General features: G+C 63.2%; 16 protein-coding genes. 12 read left to right on the forward strand and 4 right to left on the reverse strand.

Annotation, left to right across the window (positions count from 1 at the left end; genetic code table 11):
• Positions 1-271: 271 nt before the first annotated feature.
• Positions 272-1987: a methyl-accepting chemotaxis protein gene (locus VZ95_RS02595; RefSeq protein ID WP_052711424.1), complete on the forward strand. Its 1716-nt coding sequence runs from the start codon at positions 272-274 to the stop codon at positions 1985-1987.
• Positions 1988-2039: 52 nt separating this feature from the next.
• On the opposite strand, the gene VZ95_RS02600 is transcribed toward VZ95_RS02595, so the two are convergent.
• Positions 2040-2516 (reverse strand): nuclear transport factor 2 family protein, encoded by a 477-nt coding sequence (locus VZ95_RS02600; protein ID WP_045774491.1) that lies wholly within the window; start codon positions 2514-2516, stop codon positions 2040-2042.
• 128 nt (positions 2517-2644) lie between these two features.
• On the opposite strand from VZ95_RS02600, the gene VZ95_RS02605 reads away from it, so the two are divergent.
• The 8 genes from VZ95_RS02605 to VZ95_RS02640 all read left to right on the forward strand — a co-directional run bounded on the left by VZ95_RS02605 (position 2645) and on the right by VZ95_RS02640 (position 11262).
• The gene (locus VZ95_RS02605; protein ID WP_232302450.1) at positions 2645-3979 is read left to right on the forward strand and encodes a DegQ family serine endoprotease; all 1335 of its coding nucleotides are present in this window, start codon (positions 2645-2647) and stop codon (positions 3977-3979) included.
• A gap of 51 nt (positions 3980-4030) precedes the next feature.
• A complete protein-coding gene (locus VZ95_RS02610) occupies positions 4031-4801 on the forward strand; it encodes a S1C family serine protease (protein ID WP_045774492.1) in 771 nt (256 codons plus the stop codon).
• Entirely contained in the window at positions 4798-6102 is a 1305-nt protein-coding gene (locus VZ95_RS02615; protein ID WP_045774493.1) for a replication-associated recombination protein A, read from the forward strand. The genes VZ95_RS02610 and VZ95_RS02615 overlap by 4 nt, the downstream gene beginning before the upstream one ends.
• Entirely contained in the window at positions 6099-6386 is a 288-nt protein-coding gene (locus VZ95_RS02620) for a fluoride efflux transporter FluC (protein WP_198148050.1), read from the forward strand. The genes VZ95_RS02615 and VZ95_RS02620 overlap by 4 nt, the downstream gene beginning before the upstream one ends.
• 102 nt (positions 6387-6488) lie before the next feature.
• Positions 6489-7460 (forward strand): RluA family pseudouridine synthase, encoded by a 972-nt coding sequence (locus tag VZ95_RS02625; protein ID WP_045774494.1) that lies wholly within the window; start codon positions 6489-6491, stop codon positions 7458-7460.
• Positions 7442-8113, forward strand: a complete 672-nt coding sequence (locus tag VZ95_RS02630) for an HAD-IA family hydrolase (RefSeq protein ID WP_156994984.1) — start codon at positions 7442-7444, stop codon at positions 8111-8113. Before VZ95_RS02625 ends, VZ95_RS02630 begins: the two co-directional genes overlap by 19 nt.
• Before the next feature lie 317 nt (positions 8114-8430).
• Positions 8431-10557 carry an AsmA family protein gene (locus tag VZ95_RS02635; RefSeq protein ID WP_156994986.1) on the forward strand — a complete coding sequence of 709 codons (2127 nt, stop codon included), beginning with the start codon at positions 8431-8433 and terminating at the stop codon, positions 10555-10557.
• Positions 10558-10566: 9 nt separating this feature from the next.
• The gene (locus VZ95_RS02640; RefSeq protein ID WP_045774496.1) at positions 10567-11262 is read left to right on the forward strand and encodes an ATP12 family chaperone protein; all 696 of its coding nucleotides are present in this window, start codon (positions 10567-10569) and stop codon (positions 11260-11262) included.
• On the opposite strand, the gene VZ95_RS02645 is transcribed toward VZ95_RS02640, so the two are convergent.
• The 3 genes from VZ95_RS02645 to VZ95_RS02655 all read right to left on the reverse strand — a co-directional run bounded on the left by VZ95_RS02645 (position 11249) and on the right by VZ95_RS02655 (position 14356).
• Positions 11249-11761, reverse strand: coding sequence for a GNAT family N-acetyltransferase (locus VZ95_RS02645; RefSeq protein ID WP_045774497.1), 513 nt, complete (start codon positions 11759-11761; stop codon positions 11249-11251). The two genes, VZ95_RS02640 and VZ95_RS02645, sit on opposite strands and share 14 nt — an antisense overlap.
• Positions 11754-12824 carry a succinylglutamate desuccinylase/aspartoacylase family protein gene (locus tag VZ95_RS02650; RefSeq protein WP_052711425.1) on the reverse strand — a complete coding sequence of 357 codons (1071 nt, stop codon included), beginning with the start codon at positions 12822-12824 and terminating at the stop codon, positions 11754-11756. The genes VZ95_RS02645 and VZ95_RS02650 overlap by 8 nt, the downstream gene beginning before the upstream one ends.
• A 209-nt stretch (positions 12825-13033) precedes the next feature.
• The gene (locus VZ95_RS02655) at positions 13034-14356 is read right to left on the reverse strand and encodes an esterase-like activity of phytase family protein (protein WP_045774498.1); all 1323 of its coding nucleotides are present in this window, start codon (positions 14354-14356) and stop codon (positions 13034-13036) included.
• A 238-nt stretch (positions 14357-14594) separates the two neighbouring features.
• On the opposite strand from VZ95_RS02655, the gene VZ95_RS02660 reads away from it, so the two are divergent.
• The 3 genes from VZ95_RS02660 to mlaD all read left to right on the forward strand — a co-directional run bounded on the left by VZ95_RS02660 (position 14595) and on the right by mlaD (position 16615).
• Positions 14595-15662: a GNAT family N-acetyltransferase gene (locus VZ95_RS02660; protein ID WP_456297670.1), complete on the forward strand. Its 1068-nt coding sequence runs from the start codon at positions 14595-14597 to the stop codon at positions 15660-15662.
• An 88-nt stretch (positions 15663-15750) separates the two neighbouring features.
• Positions 15751-16107, forward strand: coding sequence for an NADH:ubiquinone oxidoreductase subunit NDUFA12 (locus tag VZ95_RS02665; protein WP_045774499.1), 357 nt, complete (start codon positions 15751-15753; stop codon positions 16105-16107).
• Positions 16108-16138: 31 nt separating this feature from the next.
• The gene (mlaD, locus tag VZ95_RS02670) at positions 16139-16615 is read left to right on the forward strand and encodes an outer membrane lipid asymmetry maintenance protein MlaD (RefSeq protein WP_045774500.1); all 477 of its coding nucleotides are present in this window, start codon (positions 16139-16141) and stop codon (positions 16613-16615) included.
• The last annotated feature ends 55 nt before the right edge of the window (positions 16616-16670 follow it).

Consider the following 16670-nt stretch of genomic DNA (forward strand, 5'->3'; position numbering starts at 1 on the left):
ATGGCTCTTGGATATTTAATAATTCTAATTATGACTAAAACCTTGATTAGGGAAATATAGATAGAATTCTACAATTATATCGAGAAACTGAGATTAGACACTTAACAGTGTAAGCTCGAAACGTTACGAAAATTACTGAGCTGCTTAATATAATATTAGGATTCGAGATTTTATAACGGATCATCGCTATGGGTTGATGTGGTGTGTCTATCCTTCCCTTTTCGTAAGAAAAATCCCGGACCGCACGACAGGACCCCCAGAAGGGGAATGAATGATTATGGTGGGTGCAGCAAAACGCTGGCGGCTGAAATTGGGCGTTTCGGGGCGGATTTTTTTAATCTCGGTCGCAGTTTGTACCTTGGGTATTGCGCTAACCAGTGGTTACGGCATGTACCGGGCGATAGATGAGTTTGATCGACTTGGAAAAGCCTCAGTCGATTCGGCCTTTCGTGTTTTTCGGGATGTCTTAGCGCAATATGGCAAAGACTACCGCCTTGTCGATGGTAAGATGATGATCGGCGATTACACGGTCACGGCGGAAGATACGGCGGCGACCGACCGGGTAACGGCGGCGACCGGCGCGGTTATGTCTATCTTGGTTGGCGACACCCGCGTCTCTACCAGTCTGCGTTTTCCGGACGGTAAGCGTCAAACGGGCGTCAAAATGGCCGATGGTCCGATCAAAACGGCAGTTTTGGGCGAAGGAAAATCCTATCGCGGCACTTCGGGAACCGGCGCTGCAGTTTATTACGTCGCGTATGAGCCAATCAAAGATGTGAATGGCAAAGTCATTGGCGCGATCGGCCTTGGCATGCTGGCGAAGAATTTCATGGAAGCCGTTGACGTGATCGTGTGGCAGCAGGGCGCTATTGCCCTCGGCATGCTCGTGCTGTCTGGGCTTGTGCTGTGGTTCGCCTTGGGCCGGGAAGTCAAACGCCTGAGCGTCTTGCGCGACCGGATTGAGGCGGTTGAAGCGGGGGATGTGAAAACAGCGGTCGCCTATACCGAGCGCGAGGATGAAATCGGCGCGCTGGCCCGCGCGGTCGATAGTTTCCGCGTGGCCACCATCGATCAAACCGCGCAGATGGAAGCGGCGGCGATTGAAGCCCAGCGCGCCCAGGAACGCCGCTCGGCTATCGAAACCGCCACCGCGCATTTTTCCAGCGAAATGGAAGCGCTGTCGCGCAGCATTGGTGAGGCGGCGGATTTCATGCTTCAGCGCGTCGATGAGTTGAAGGGCTCGGTTTCGGCGGCCGAAGCCAATAGCCGGACGATTTTGAACACGGCGGAAACCGCCTCCAATAATGTCGGTACGGTCGCCGCGGCGGCAGAGGAACTGTCGGGTTCTATCCGCGATATTTCGCGGCAGATGGCGCGGGCGGCGGATACCGCTGGGCGCGGCGTGACGGAAGCGACCGCAACCAATGCCACCGTGCAGGAACTCGCCCGCTCGGCGGACCGGATCGGCGAAGTGGTTCGGCTGATTAACGATATCGCCGGACAAACCAATCTGCTGGCGCTGAATGCCACCATCGAGGCGGCGCGGGCTGGGGAAGCGGGCAAGGGCTTTGCGGTCGTGGCCTCGGAAGTGAAAAACCTCGCGGCGCAAACGGCCAAAGCCACCGACGAAATCCAAACTCAAATCGCCGGTATCCAGGCCGAAACCAACCATGTGGTTGCTACCATTGGCGGCATTTCGGGCACGATCGAACAGATCAGCGAAATCGCCACCTCGGTTGCCGCTGCCGTGGAACAGCAGGGCGCGGCGACGGACGAAATCGCCCGCAATGTCCAGCAGGCCGCAACGGGCACCCATCAGGTAACGGACCATGTCAGCGCTATGTCGAAAACGACGAGTTCGATCAACGGCGCGGCGGGGGCCTTGCAAACCGTGGCGAGCGATTTGCGCCAGCGGGCAGCAGGGCTGCAAACGGCGGTAACGGTCTTCGTCGATCAACTGCACCGGGTCGGGTCTGAAGCGGCGTAACCGGCTTCGATCCTGAGGAAGAAGACGGCGGCTCCAGGGCCGCCGTCTTTGTTTAGCCCCCCTGCTTTGCCTGATAGCGCTTCAGCCCCTCGGCGGCCTGGCGGCGGATTTTGCCCTGCACCAGCGGGCTCCATCCCAACACCAGCCCCATAGGGCCGAGGGCCTGGGCCGACCAGCGCCACAGGTTGAAGCTGTCGATATGGCGAATGATCTTCCCGTCTTGGAAGGTGAAGCGCGCCGAAACCCGATTCTCCACGGGCCGTTTGGTGGCGGAGAAACTGTAGCGGGCGACCCAATGGACCGCCCCTTCGTGCGCATCGGCCTTGATGTCGCTAAAGCTAATATCGAGATCGCTTGCACGCGCCAGCAGCATCGCCCACATATCGCCCGCCTCCCCGCCGACGAGGCGCGGAAAGACGGGGTCGCTAAACACGACCTCGGGATGGTAACACTCGGCCATCGCCTGGGCTTGGCGCGCCTGGAAACTGCTATAGAATTGCCCAATGAGGGCCGCATGGGCTTCGGACATGGTTTCGACCTCTTCCTCCCGGATCTTGGTTGTTCTTGCCCGTAAGCTTGGCACAGAGAGGGAAAAAATGGTGGTAAAAAAGCTAAACCTGTTCGCGCTATCGCTGAGTTTCGCGCTTGCTATCGGGAGTGCTGCCGCGCAAAACGCCGCAGCGGATCGCGCCGCAAAGCCGGGAACAGGTCAGCCTGTCCTTCGCCCCCGTGGTCAAACAGGCCGCGCCCGCCGTGGTGAATATCTACACCAAGAAGCGCGTGCGCGAGCAGGCGGCGCTGTCGCCTCTCTTGAACGATCCCTTCTTCCGCCAGTTCTTCGGCGACCGACTGCCGGTCGGCCCCAGCCGGGAGCGGGTGCAAAACTCGCTCGGCTCCGGCGTCATCCTTCGGGCTGACGGGCTGGTGGTGACGAATTACCACGTCATCAAAGACGCCGATGAAATTAGCGTGGTTCTGGCCGACCGGCGCGAGTTCGACGCGAAACTGGTGCGTTCGGACGAGCGGGTTGATCTTGCCGTCTTGAAGATCGATGCCGGTAAGGAAGTGCTGCCGGTGCTCCCGTTGATCGATAGCGACCAGTTGCAGGTCGGCGATTTGGTGCTGGCCATCGGCAATCCCTTCGGCGTCGGGCAGACCGTGACGCAAGGGATCGTCTCGGCGCTGGCGCGCACCAATGCCGGGATCACCGACTATAATTTCTTCATCCAGACCGACGCCGCCATCAACCCTGGCAATTCCGGCGGCGCGTTGGTGACGATGGACGGGCGGCTTGCGGGCATCAATACCGCCATCTATTCGCGTTCGGGCGGCTCGATTGGCATCGGCTTTGCCATTCCGGCGAATATGGTGCGCACGGTGCTGTCGGATGATGCGGCGCGCAACGGCAAGATCGTCCGTGCCTGGTTCGGTGGTTCCGGCCAGCCGGTGACGCAGGACGTGGCGGCCAGTCTTGGCCTGTCGCGGCCCTCGGGGGTCTTGATCGCCGAAGTCCACCCGGAGAGCCCGGCGGCCCAAGCGGGCATTCGCGCAGGCGACGTGATTACCGCCTTCAACGGCAATGACGTACCCGATCCCGAAGCCCTGCGCTTCCGCATCGCCACCCAGCCGATTGGTGAAACGGCCAGCTTTACGATTGTGCGCCGGGGCCAGTCGATCACCGCCAGCGCCAAGCTGATCGCGCCGCCGGAGACCCCGAAGCGCGAGGCGACTTTGTTGAAGGGGCAACAGCCGCTCGCCGGGGCCACTATCGCCAATCTCTCGCCCGCCCTGGTGGAGGAGATGGGCATCCCCGGCCCCTCGCGCGGCGTGATTCTTGTGGATATCGTAGCCCGAAGCCCGGCGGCGCGCGTCGGCTTCCAGCCCGGCGATCTGCTGCAACAGGTGAACGGCACTCAGATTGCCAGCGTCGGCGACGCCGTAACCGCTCTCGGGCGCGGCCAAAACTTGGCGCATCACCATCAAACGCGGTGACGAGGTGCTGACGGATACGTTTGGGAAGAAGTAGGGCGAAAGGGCAGATAGATGTTCAAGCGGATCGGCATACTGATGATGTTGGGGCTGGCGGCTTGTGCCACGCCCGATACCGATTCATCGGCGCGCCCATCGACGGGGCTCACTGACGTGGCTTTGATCCGGCAAACCATGCCGTCTATCGTAACAATAAAGGCCGAAACGACAGTCTGGGCACCAACCACAGAGACCTTACCGTCCGGCGATAAGCCTGCGCGGCGTATGGTCTCGCATCATCTCAGGCTAACCTCGGGGGTTATCGTTTCGGCTGCGGGGCATGTTCTGACGTTCCGTCGCTCTTTGGAGGGTATGGAGACGATCAGGGTTGTTACCCACGAGGGCTTTGGCTTTCCTGCGCGAGAAATCCGTGCCGATCCAATAACCGATTTGGTTTTGCTGCAAGTGGAGACTGATGGGCAAATCTTGACGCCAATCCCGCTCGCCCTGCACCGACAGCCCAAAAATGGTGACCGTGTTCTTTCGGTGAGTATGCTCGATTTTATTGCCCCGAAGACAGCCGTAGGGGCCATCGAAAACGCAAATTTTCATCCGGCGACGGGGCCGGGTCGCATTGTAACCAAGATTGATACGGCGACCGAGGTGCCGGGAAATGGGGGGGCGCTCGTCAGCGCGGATGGCCTGCTTCTCGGGATTATCCTTGGTCCACGGCAAGCCGTCGGGCAGACTTGGGATGGAACCTTTGCGCTGCCTCTATCCGCGTTTCGTTCCTTCTTGGATGGTCTGCCGCTCGCTCAGTCATCTGAGGCAACGGCAACCCAATGACCGATCTCTTCCCCCCCGTCGTAGCCGACACCCAGCCGCTCGCCGACCGCTTGCGCCCGGCGAAGCTTGCCGACGTGGTGGGGCAGGATCATTTGTTGGGACCGAGTGGCCCGATCGGGCGGATGCTGGCGGCCAAACGCTTGGGCTCGATGATCCTCTGGGGGCCGCCCGGCTGCGGTAAGACCACCTTGGCGCGGTTGTTAGCGGCGGAAGCCGGGCTGACCTTCGAGCCGCTGTCGGCGGTCATGTCCGGCATTGCCGAGTTGCGCAAACTGTTCGAGGCGGCGGCGAAGCGGCGCGCGCAGGGCAAGGGGACGCTGCTGTTCATCGACGAAATCCACCGCTTCAACCGGTCCCAGCAGGACGGGTTTTTGCCGGTGGTGGAGGATGGCACCGTTATTCTGGTCGGCGCGACGACGGAGAATCCCTCCTTCTCCCTGAATGCCGCCGTGCTGTCGCGGGCGCAGGTCTTCGTGCTGAAGCGCCTTGAGGAAAAAGGCATGGCGCTGCTGTTGGACCGCGCCGAAGCGTTGACCGGCCAGCCGCTGCCGCTGACGGTGGAAGCGCGCGAGCTGTTGCTGACCTTGGCCGATGGCGACGGGCGCTATCTGCTCAATCTTGCCGAAGCTTTATTCGCGCTAAAAGACCTGCCGCCGCTCGATTCGGCAGGGCTGCTGGCGTCGGTCCAAAAGCGCGCGCCGCTCTACGATAAGGACCGGGAGGAGCATTATAATCTCATCTCGGCGTTGCATAAGTCGCTGCGCGGCTCGGACGTGGATGCGGCGCTCTATTGGTTTCAGCGCATGCTGCTGGGCGGGGAAGACCCGCATTTCATCGCCCGGCGACTGACGCGCTTTGCGGCGGAAGATATTGGGCTGGCCGATCCGCTGGCGCTCCCCCAGGCGATTGCCGCCTGGGACGCTTACGATAAGCTCGGCTCGCCGGAAGGGGAATTGGCGCTGGCCCAAGCCGTGGTCTATCTGGCGACCGCCCCCAAATCGAACGCCACCTACCGGGCTTTCAAGAATGCCGCCAAGGCCGCGCGCGATACCGGCTCGATGATGCCGCCCAAACATATTCTCAACGCGCCGACGCGGCTGATGAAGGATATCGGCTATGGCGCGGGCTATGCCTACGATCACGATACGGCCGATGGGTTTTCCGGGCAGAATTACTTCCCCGAGAACCTGCCGCGCACGCGCTTTTACGATCCGCCCGAACGCGGCTTCGAGCGCGAGATTCGCAAGCGGCTGGAGTATTGGGACAAGCTGCGGGCGAAGCGCCAGGAGGGGGGCGAATGAAGTCGGTTCTACTGGTGGCTTTGGGGGGCGGATTGGGCTCGGCGGCGCGCTATCTGATGGTGCTCGGCGTCGGGCGTTGGCTCGGGACCGGGTTTCCGTGGGGCACGCTGTCGGTGAATTTGCTCGGCTGTTTTCTGATGGGGCTGCTGACGGCGCTGTTCACCGGGCCGCTGCCGGTCTCCTCCGATACGCGGCTGTTTTTCACTACGGGCCTCCTTGGCGGCTTCACCACGTTTTTCGGCCTTTGGGCTCGATGCCTCGGGCTTGATCGACCGGGGGGATAGTGGGGCTGCGTTGATGTATCTGGCGGGATCGGTTGCCTTGGGGTATGCCGGGGTGAGGGTAGGAGCCGCCGTTATCAGGCTCTGGGGTTAAGGAGTAAAGTCATGTCGGTCGAACAACGCACCGTCAGCCAGGATGAGGCGGATATTCGGATCGACCGCTGGTTCAAGCGTCATTACCCGGAACTGCCGTTCGGGCGGCTGTCGAAGCTGATGCGCACCGGGCAAATCCGCCTCGACGGCAAGCGCGTCGAAGGCTCGGAGCGGCTGGAACCCGGCCAGACTATCCGCGTCCCGCCGTTGGGCGATCTCGACGGTCCGCCGCCGCCGCGCCCCATCGATCCGCACGTCGCCAAAGATTTGCAGCAGATGGTGCTCCACCGCGACGAGGATGTGATCGTTCTCAATAAGCCGACCGGCCTTGCGGTCCAGGGCGGCACCGGCACGACGCGGCATCTCGATGGCATGCTGGACGCGCTGAAGTTCGAGTTGAACGAGCGCCCGCGCCTCGTGCATCGGCTCGATAAAGATACCTCCGGCATTCTCGTACTGGCCCGCACGGCGCTTGCGGCGAGCAAGCTGGCGGCGGCGTTCAAAGACCGTGAAACTGAGAAGATCTATTGGGCCGTCACGGCAAAAGTGCCGGTGCCCAATGAAGGCACGATTGATCTACGCCTCGCCAAAAAGGGCAGCCCGCAGGGCGAGCGCGTGGCGGTGGATGGCGAGGATGGCCAAAAAGCCATTACCGACTATGAGGTGATCGACTATGCCGCCTCGCGCGCGGCTCTCGTCCGTCTGCGCCCGATCACGGGGCGGACCCATCAGTTGCGCGTCCATTGCGCCGCCATCGGCACGCCGATCTTGGGCGATGCCAAATATGGCGGGGCCGAGGCGATCATTCACGGCGTCGAATATATGCGCTCGCTGCATCTGCACGCCCGGCGACTGAAAGTGCCGCACCCGCGCGGTGGTTTTCTGGAAGTGACGGCCCCACTTCCGCCCCATATGAAGGCTACCTTCGCCTACTTCGGCTTTACGGCCCGAAGGGAGCTAAGGGCATGGCGGCGATTGATCTGATTCTGTTCGACGTCGATGGCACGCTGGTCGATAGCCAGCACACGATTGTTGCCTGCATGGAAGCGGCCTTCGCCCGGCATGGCCTGCCGATCCCGGACGCGGCGGCGGTTCGCCATACGGTTGGGTTGGCGCTGGCCGAAGGGGTCGCGCGGCTACTGGCGCAAGACCCGGCGCTGGCCGAGGTCGATCCCTACGCCGTGGCCGAAACCTATAAGGAAGCCTATCTCGCCCGCCGCACCGCTACCCCGCCGCCGCCGAAAGACCCGCTCTACCCCGGCACGCAAGCGCTGCTGGATCGGCTGTTACGGCAGGAGCGGTTGATGGGCGTCGCGACGGGCAAGAGCAATCGCGGCGTTTCGGTGTTTCTCGAAACCCACGGCTTCCATAAGCATTTCGTGACCCATCAAACCGTCGATACCGCCCCCGGCAAGCCCGACCCGACGATGATCCGGCAGGCGGCGGCGGAAGCGGGGACGGTGCCGGCGCGGGTGTTGATGATCGGCGATACGGTCTATGATATGCAAATGGCGCGGGCGGCGGGCGCGATGGCGCTCGGCGTCGACTGGGGCTATCACGCCCCGGAGGCGCTGATGGCAGAGGGCGCACGCGCCATTCTGAAATCCTGGGACGATCTCGACCCCTATCTGACGTAACCGGACGGAGAAGGCCATGATGGACGAACGCCCCGTATTGAGTGGCCCCGCCCCGAAAGAGCCGAGCGCGCCGAAGCCGCCGCGTGCCCCGCGCTCCTGGCTGAAAACCGGCTTGTTGGTCGCGGGCGGCGGCGTTGCGCTCACCGTGATCGGCGTCGGCGGTCTGCTGTTCCTCGTCGATCCCAACGATCACCGCGACCGGATTGCAGCGGAACTGCAAGCGGCGACGGGCCGGGCCGTGACGCTGGCCGGGCCGATCACCCTCCACGCGTTCGCTCTCCCCCGCTTTGGTCGTGGAAGGCGTCACGCTGGCCAATATGCCCGGCGGCTCGCGCCCGCAGATGGCAACGATTGGGCGGCTCGAAGTGCAAGTGGCGCTGGTGCCGCTTATTCTGAACGGGCGGCTTCAAGTCGAAAAACTGGCGCTCAGCAAGGCCGATATTCTGTTGGAGACCGACGCTAAGGGTAAAGGCAATTGGGTGTTTTCGCCCGAAGCCTCGCCCTCGACCCCGCAAGGGGGCGCGGCCCCAGCGGCGAGCCGCAGCGGCGGCGGGGACAGTCTGCCGATCCTGAAGGAAGTTTTGGTCAGCGATAGCCGCGTTGTTTACCGCAGCGGCAAAACCCAGCAGCGGCTCGATTTGAGCCGCCTCAGCTTCGCTCTGCCCGATGGCGGCAAGCCCGTGCCGGTGGCGATCAAGGCAGCGCTGAACGATGCGCCCTTCGATCTTGCCGGGGAAATCGGCGCGCTCGCCAGTCTGGTTGCCGCCGAAGGGGCCTATCCGGTCAAGCTGAAGGGGCAGGTCGCGGGGCTCGATCTGGAGGCGGCGGGCACGCTTGGGCTCGGCAAGCAGCAAGGTCAGGTCGATGGTACGCTGACGCTCGCGGGTGAAAGCCTAACCAGTTTGAAGAAAGCCGCCACCGGCTTCGGCATCGCCTCGGCGGACTGGCCGGACAAGCTGCCGAAATTCACTCTCACGGCCCAGGCGGCGTTTGCGGCGGATAAGCTCACCCTCACCCGCGCGGTTCTGACCACGGGCAAAACGGAGGCGACGGCGACGGGCACGGTCAATCTGACCGGCCCGAGCTTTGGGCTGACGGTCACGGCGCGCTCGCCGGATTTAAAGGCGCAACTGATGGCCCTGGGCCGTCTCGAAACCGCTTTCGTGCCGGACGCCGGGGCGTCGCTGACGGCGAAGCTCGCGGGCACGGCCACGGCACCCCAGGTGTCCGATTTGGTGCTGGATTGGGGCACAACGCGCGTCACCGGGCGGGCGGGAGTCGATCTGGCGGCAAAACTGCCGCGCATCACGGCGGATCTCGCCAGCCCGGAAATCGACCTAACGCCCTTCCTCGGCAAACCCACAGCAGCCCCGGCTTCGGCAGCCTCGGGCAGCAGTGCGGCCCCGGCAGGCGCGGGTAAGGCCGATGATCGGGTGATCCCCGATACGCCCATTGATCTGGTCGCCCTCACGCAAGCCCCGGTGGAAGCCGATGTGAAGCTCGCGGTTGGACGGTTGAAGTCCGGGCGCGGTGAGGTGAAAGACGCCAGCATCGCTGTTGTTCTGCGTAACCGGCAACTCGCGATCAAACCGCTGCGTTTTTCGGCGGCGGACGGCAAACTGGCGCTGGAAGCGCTGATCGAACCCAACGGCAAGCTGTGGCTGACCGGCGAGGCGGCGGGGGTCGATACGGCACAGCTTTCGGCCCTACTGGGCGACGAGCCGGTATTGAAGGCGAAGGCTGATCTCGGCTTCAAGATTTCCGCCGAGGGCAAAACCTTACGCGCGCTGGCGGCCAGTTTCGACGGGCCGGTGAGTTTCGCGACCGGGCCGGGGCAGTTGGTCGGCTCGGCGGCGGAAGCGCTCTCGAGCAAATACCTCACCTTCCTGTCGCTGAAACCCGCCGATGTCACGCAGCTTACCTGCACCGTGGTGCGGGCTCAGTTCGCGCGCGGACAAGGTAGCGTGCAGCAATTGGCGGTCGACACGCCCGGCCTCACGGTACGCGGCGGCGGTGGCCTGTCGTTGGCGAGTGAGGCGCTAGATCTCAGCTTCGATCCGCAGCTTGCCCCCGGCAATCCAGCGCAACTGGCGGCCGTGCCGTTCCATGTGCGCGGCAGTTTCGCGAAGCCCGCCGTGACCCCCGATGCCGCTGGAACGGCGCGCGCGGCGGTGGGCGTGGCGCAGGCCTTGGGCGTCGGCGGGCAGAAGACGCAAGGCGCGCTCGGGATCGTCGGGGCCTTACTCGGGCAGCAGAGCGCAACGCCCAGCGCGCCGAGCGGCCAACCCGGCACCCCCTGCGGCCAGCGCGTCGCCAGTGCCGCGCCGTCGGCAACTACCCCGGCCCAGCCGGGCCAGATCAATCCCGCGACCAAACCCGCCGCCAATGATCCTGCCGGGGCGATCAAGGGCCTCTTCAAGGGGTTGCTCGGCGGCTCGAACTAACGAGACAGCATGAAGCGTTTTTATAAGGAAGCCGCCGCCGCTCCCGTAGAAGGGGGCTTCGGCGTGACCCTGGACGGCAAACCCGTCCGCACCCCCGCAGGCGCGATTCTGACAGCGGCAACCCCAGCCCTGGCCGAAGCGCTGGCGGCGGAATGGGCCGAGCAAACCGGCGAGGTCCGCCCGCTGGCGATGCCGCTCAACCGGCTCGCCCTCACTCAGCAGGATCGGGTTGCGCCGCGTCGTGAGGCCGTGACCACTGAAGCGCTGGCCTATGTGGAAAGTGATCTGCTCTGCTACCGCAGCGGTGACGATGCCACCCTCGCGGCCCGGCAGATCGACGCCTGGAACCCGTTGCTCGATTGGTTCAGCGCATCCTATGGCGTGACGCTGGCGATCACGGACGGGTTGATGCCGATCCCGCAAGACACGGAGGCCTTAGCCCCGTTGCGGTCAAAGCTGGACGGGTTCTCCGACGCCGAACTGACCGCTTTCGCTCTCTTGGCCCCCGCCGCAGGCTCTTTCGTGCTGGCCTTGGCGCTGCTCGACGGTCGCTTGAGCGCCGAGGAAACCTATGCTCTCAGCCAACTCGACGAGAGCTATCAGATCGAAAAATGGGGCGAGGACGAGGAAGCCGCCGAGCGGCGGTTGGCCCTCGCGCTGGAGTTTCAGGATATCGGGCGGTTTTTGGCGCTCAACCGGAGCTAACGGGCCGCTCCATACCCTCCCCGGGCGGTAACGCGCATTCCATCACCCACTGCGGCCCGGCGGGGCCGTCGCGCGTATGGCTGATGACAAACCCGGCGCGGGCATAGAGCCGCAGGGCGGTATGATTGCGCTGATTGACGGCGAGGATCAGCCGCTGGGCCGCCGGATAATTTTCCCGCACGAAGCCGGGAAGCAGGCCCATCGCCGTAAAGCCGACGCCCTGCCCCTGCCGCGCTGGATCGATGCTGAGCGCCGTCAGCGCGACCGCCGCCGGATCGGGTTCCGGCAGATATTTGTCCCGGTGTTCGCCGACGCAGAGCAGGAATAAGCCGATGGGCGTTTCCCCATCAAGGATTGTCACCGGCTTCCGGTTCGGATCGCCCGTGATCCGCGCGAGAACCTGCACGGGCGTGCTGGTGAAAACCTGCTGATCCTCCGGCAGGGTGAGGGTCAGCAGGGTCGGCAAATGCGCGGGCTGATAGGCGCGTAGCTCAATCACTCAAAAGAGAGCCCTGCTGGCGATGGGCGAGCGGCTGGGTGCCGACCACTTTCGCAACTTGGAAACCGGGGCGGACATTGTGGGTATCGCGCATGACCAGAATGAACCCATCGGTGGTAGCCTTAATCGGCGTGCGTGCGTGGGTGAGCGGATTGACGATCTCGGCCACCACATCGCCCTTTTTTACCCGGTCGCCGAGGGCAACCTTATAGACCATCACGCCTGCAACCGGCGTCACCAGCAGGTCGGAGGCGGTCAGATCGGTCGCGTCATTCACCAGCGCGGGGAGCGGGCCGGGGTCGCCCGCAATCACGCCGCGCCGTTGCAGGAAACGATAGAGGGCGGCGGCATCCTGGCCCGCGAGCTCGTCGGTCACGTCGCTTTCGCCGCGCAATTCAACCGTGGTGGCGAGACAGGCGGGCGGAATCGGTTTATCGGGAAAGGTGCGCGCCAGATACCACCAAGGGCCGCCCATCGCTTCATCCAGCGACGAGCCGCCCGAATCTTCCGCCAGCAAGGTGGCGTGCGACCCGAGATCTGCAGCAAGGTCTTTCGCGTCCGGCCATAGCGGCGTGCCGAGATAGAGATGCATCAGGGCGCGGGTGTCGCAGTGCAGATCAAGGGCAATATCGGCGTCGATGGCGCGGCTGAGGATGGCGACGCGCAAATGATCCATTTCGGTGATCGGCTCGATCTCGGCCAGGATCTCCCGCATGGTCTGACGGATGAGCGCCACATTGTCAGCCGCATCGTCGGTAAGCTGATTGCCGATGCGTTTGGCCACTTCTGGCCCGAGCACGGGATAGCCGCGATTGAAATTGCCGACGCGGCCCAGCTCGAACCGGCCCACGTGGGTATTATTCACCCATTGCGCTAAACCAATCGGGTTGGTGAAGGGCACCAGAATGATTTCGCCCAAAATCTCGCCGCGCGCCGCCGCCGCATCGAGCAAACGTCCGAGGTGATCGCAGAGCAGGAGCCCCGGCAGTTCATCGGCGTGTAACCCTGCGTGAATATAGCTTTCGGCCCGGTGCCCGGCGTGCCGTAGCGCAGCGCCGTCCAACTGCGGGTGGTGCCCAGGGCGGGATCGGGGAAGGACACACTATCGCGCGTGATCGGATTAGGGGTCGGCATTTTCAGCGGTACATCCTTATGGCGTCCGCGCTCGGCACGGAGGAGGCGGCAGGATAGCAACGGAAAAGGGGCGCTCCAAGCCTCAGCCCGCAGCGCCCCTTCAATCCAAAGATTATGCTGAAATTCAGCGCTAATCCCTTAGTTCATTTTGATGCCCGTGCCCTCGACCAGCAGAATCTTCGTCGTGCCGCCATCGATGCCGAAATCATCATCGTTAATCAGCATCAGGCGACCGTCGCCCGCAAGCGCCATTCCTTCAACCTTCACCGGCACTTCTGGATAGGCAGCGCTATCGAAGCGGATGGTCTTCTTCAGGGCTTTGGCAGCGGGATTATCCGCCGGGGTGGCTTCCAGCGACGGCGTGGTTGCGACATCGTCCCAGGCTGAGCCGAGGATATTGGTGTCGGCGGTCAGCGCCACTTCGTAGAGGCGCGTGGTCTTTTCCGTCCGCTCCAGCACGACGACCCGATCACCCGACAGCGCCATCATTTCGGAAATGCGGACGGTGCTGTTGTTCGGGCTCTTTTCGCCGGGATAGGTTGCGACCGGGTCCATCGGATAGGCCCATTCGCCGACGAGCTTGCCGCTGGCGCGATCGAGCTTATAGAGGCGGGAATTCACCGCGCCCTGGTAGGTTTTCGCGTCCGGGTTCGCCAGCGGGTTTTGCATGATGAAGTAGATCGAGGCTTCGTCCGGCGACAGGCTGATCGATTCGATACCCCGGTTCAGGCTGCGCTTGGTCAGAATCGCGGGCAGGCTGCCGATGGTTTCATAATCGGCGGCGGCGAAATCTTTTTCGGTGCCGGTCGGCACCAGGCGGCGTTGAATGCGCGCTTCGGCATCGAGCTGCATCAGGCTCGGGCCGTTTTCATCGCCGATCCACATGGTGCCGTCTTTCAGCACAATGATGGCTTCCATATCGATGCCATTGGCGTCTTGGCTCAGCTTCGCGCCGGTGCCATCGAGCGGGATTTCGGTGGAGGCGACCGTCAGCGGGTTAAGCAGGCCCGAGGTGGGTTTGCCGCTTTTGGTTTTCACCGGCGTTACGCCGACGAGCTTGAAGGTGCTGGTCGCGGGGTCGAGTTCGACCTGATAGATCGACGGGCTATAGGCCGGGCGCGGGTAGACGCGGCCATTCTTCGGCGCTTCCTTGCACAGCTCTTCCTTATTCGCGCCATAGCCTTCGAGATCGCCGCAAGCGATGTTCGGGCCACGATCGGAGACGGTGTAGAAGCGCAAGGCGGCATCCCCCGTGCGGCGGAAAGCCCCCGAGCCGATGCCGATGGTCAGCGGCATTTCTTTGGTCGAGGTCTTCAGGGTGTAAGGGGCATCCTTCAGCCCGGCGTCGGTCGAGGTGAAAACGCTGATCGTCACCTTCGGCGCGGTCTGCGGGGCCTGGGCGGCGGCAACGGCGGCGAGCGACAGGCCGCCCAGCAAGGTCAAGAGCGAAAGAGCACGCATCGATAATCTCCCAAAAGAACACACGAGGATGGTGCCGGTTCTAGCGCGAGATTATGACAGTCTGAGGGGCCTTTCCCCCTTGCCGCGCGCGCCCCGAACCCCCACGCTTAAGGTATGTTGTTTTCGATGCCGCCCGAAAAGCCTGCCGTTCCTTCCGTCGCTCGCGTGCGCACTGTGGACGCGATTGCCGATATTCCCGCTGCCGCTTGGGATTCCTGTGCGGGCGCGGCTAATCCTTTTGTCAGCCACGCGTTTTTTGGCGGCGCTGGAGGAGAGCGGCTCGGTCAGCCTGCGCACGGGTTGGGTGCCCCGGCATTTAGTCGCCGAAAGTTCGGACGGGCGGATCGTCGGGCTCGTGCCGCTCTATCTGAAAGGCCATTCCTGGGGCGAATATGTCTTCGACCAGGGGTGGGCCGACGCGTTTCAGCGCGCGGGCGGCAGCTATTACCCCAAGCTGCAAGGCGGGGTGCCGTTTACGCCGGTGCCGGGGCCGCGCCTGCTGGTAGCCCCCGACGCGCCGATGGAGACGCGGCAGAAGCTGGCGGAAGCCTTAGCGGAGATCGGCACGCGCCTGGGGCTGTCGTCGGTCCATGTCACCTTCGCCGAGGATGCCGATATGGACGCGCTGACGGCGGCGGGGTTCCTGGAGCGCCACGGCTATCAGTTTCACTGGCAGAACCGGGGCTACGGAAATTTCGATGATTTCTTGGGCGAGCTTGCCAGCCGCAAACGCAAAGCCATCCGCAAGGAGCGCGAGAGTGTGGCGGCGAGCGGGCTTGCGATCCACACGCGCGTGGGCGGGGACATTCAGGCGCGGCATTGGGACGCTTTTTATGATTTCTACCTGGCAACGGTCGATAAACGCTGGGGGTCGGCTTATCTGACGCGGCCGTTCTTCGATCGGATTGCCGAGACGCTGGCGGAACGGGTGGTCTTGATCGTCGCCGAAGATGGGCGCGGCACGCCGGTTGCGGGCGCGCTCAATCTGCGCGGGGCCGATACACTCTATGGGCGCAATTGGGGCGCAATTGTCGATGTGCCCTTTTTGCACTTCGAACTCTGCTACTATCGCGCGCTGGATTACGCCATCGCCGAGGGGCTGCCCAAGGTGGAAGCAGGGGCTCAGGGCGAGCATAAATTGCAGCGCGGGTATCTGCCGACGCGGACCCGCTCGGCCCATTGGATCGCCAACCCCAGCTTTCGGCGGGCCGTGGCAAATTTTCTGGAGCAGGAGCGCCCGGCGATTGCCGAACAGATGGTGGCGCTGCTGCCCTTGTCGCCGTTCAAGCGTTCGGGTGAGGCCTAAGCGTGTGCATTGCGGGGGCTGGATTCATCCATCGGCTAGTGCCATAGTCGCGCCCGACGGTCGATTAGGAACAGCGTAAGGGAATAGCATGTCGCTCGGTACTCGGCTTTATACGTGGCGGAATGGTGAATTGGTCGGCGAAGACGAATTCGGCAACCGCTATTACCGCGAAAAGAAAGTGGCCTCCGTGCGCGATGCGAAGCGCTGGGTGCTCTACAAGGGCGAGCCCGAAGCCTCGAAAGTGCCGCCGCAGTGGCACCGTTGGTTGCATAAGACGACCGATGACGTGCCGTCGAAGAGCGCCGCCGTGCGCCCGTGGCAAAAGCCGCATCTGCCGAACCTCACCGGCACGGAGCTTGCCTATCGTCCGCCCGGTCACGCGCTGGCGGGCAATCGCCGCGATAAGGCCACCGGCGATTATGAAGCCTGGACGCCCGAAGACTAAGATTTCGCTTCGATAAAGGGGTAGCGCGCGCATGCAGCGGAATGTTGTGGAAACTCTGGTTGGGGCCTTCGTCCTAATCGTTGCGCTGGCTTTTGGCTGGTACGCCTATACCACGACGTCGATCCGGGGCACGCGCGGGGCCTATGAGCTGTCGGCGCGCTTCGATCGGGCCGATGGGCTCGCCATCGGTACCGATGTTCGGGTGAGCGGCATCAAGGTCGGCTCGGTCACGGCGATTGCGCTCGATCCAGCCACTTTCTTCGCGCAGGTGCGTTTCGCCTTACGGTCCGACGTGAAACTGCCCGAAGATACGGTGGCGGAAATCGCTGCCGAAGGGCTGCTGGGCGGGCGCTATCTGAATATCAGCCCCGGCAACGCCGACCGCGTGCTAGCGGCGGGCGAGGCGGTGAAATTCACCAAATCCTCGGCCGATTTCATGCAGATGATCGGGAAGTTCCTGTTTTCATCGACCGAAGACAAATCGAAAGCAGGCGCGCCCCAACCGTGATGCTGCGCTCTGCTTTGGTTCTGACGGGCCTGATGCTGGCCGCCGGGGGGGCGCT

It is taken from the genome of Elstera litoralis (assembly GCF_000963705.1).
Classification (GTDB): Bacteria; Pseudomonadota; Alphaproteobacteria; order Elsterales; family Elsteraceae; genus Elstera; species Elstera litoralis.

Bases quoted from the DNA above. Each gene is read 5' to 3' on its own strand.
- VZ95_RS02595 (WP_052711424.1), top strand. From the start codon at position 272: ATGATTATGGTGGGTGCAGCAAAACGCTGGCGGCTGAAATTGGGCGTT.
- VZ95_RS02600 (WP_045774491.1), bottom strand. From the start codon at position 2,516: ATGTCCGAAGCCCATGCGGCCCTCATTGGGCAATTCTATAGCAGTTTC.
- VZ95_RS02610 (WP_045774492.1), top strand. From the start codon at position 4,031: ATGTTCAAGCGGATCGGCATACTGATGATGTTGGGGCTGGCGGCTTGT.
- VZ95_RS02615 (WP_045774493.1), top strand. From the start codon at position 4,798: ATGACCGATCTCTTCCCCCCCGTCGTAGCCGACACCCAGCCGCTCGCC.
- VZ95_RS02620 (WP_198148050.1), top strand. From the start codon at position 6,099: ATGAAGTCGGTTCTACTGGTGGCTTTGGGGGGCGGATTGGGCTCGGCG.
- VZ95_RS02625 (WP_045774494.1), top strand. From the start codon at position 6,489: ATGTCGGTCGAACAACGCACCGTCAGCCAGGATGAGGCGGATATTCGG.
- VZ95_RS02630 (WP_156994984.1), top strand. From the start codon at position 7,442: ATGGCGGCGATTGATCTGATTCTGTTCGACGTCGATGGCACGCTGGTC.
- VZ95_RS02635 (WP_156994986.1), top strand. From the start codon at position 8,431: ATGCCCGGCGGCTCGCGCCCGCAGATGGCAACGATTGGGCGGCTCGAA.
- VZ95_RS02640 (WP_045774496.1), top strand. From the start codon at position 10,567: ATGAAGCGTTTTTATAAGGAAGCCGCCGCCGCTCCCGTAGAAGGGGGC.
- VZ95_RS02655 (WP_045774498.1), bottom strand. From the start codon at position 14,356: ATGCGTGCTCTTTCGCTCTTGACCTTGCTGGGCGGCCTGTCGCTCGCC.
- VZ95_RS02665 (WP_045774499.1), top strand. From the start codon at position 15,751: ATGTCGCTCGGTACTCGGCTTTATACGTGGCGGAATGGTGAATTGGTC.
- mlaD (WP_045774500.1), top strand. From the start codon at position 16,139: ATGCAGCGGAATGTTGTGGAAACTCTGGTTGGGGCCTTCGTCCTAATC.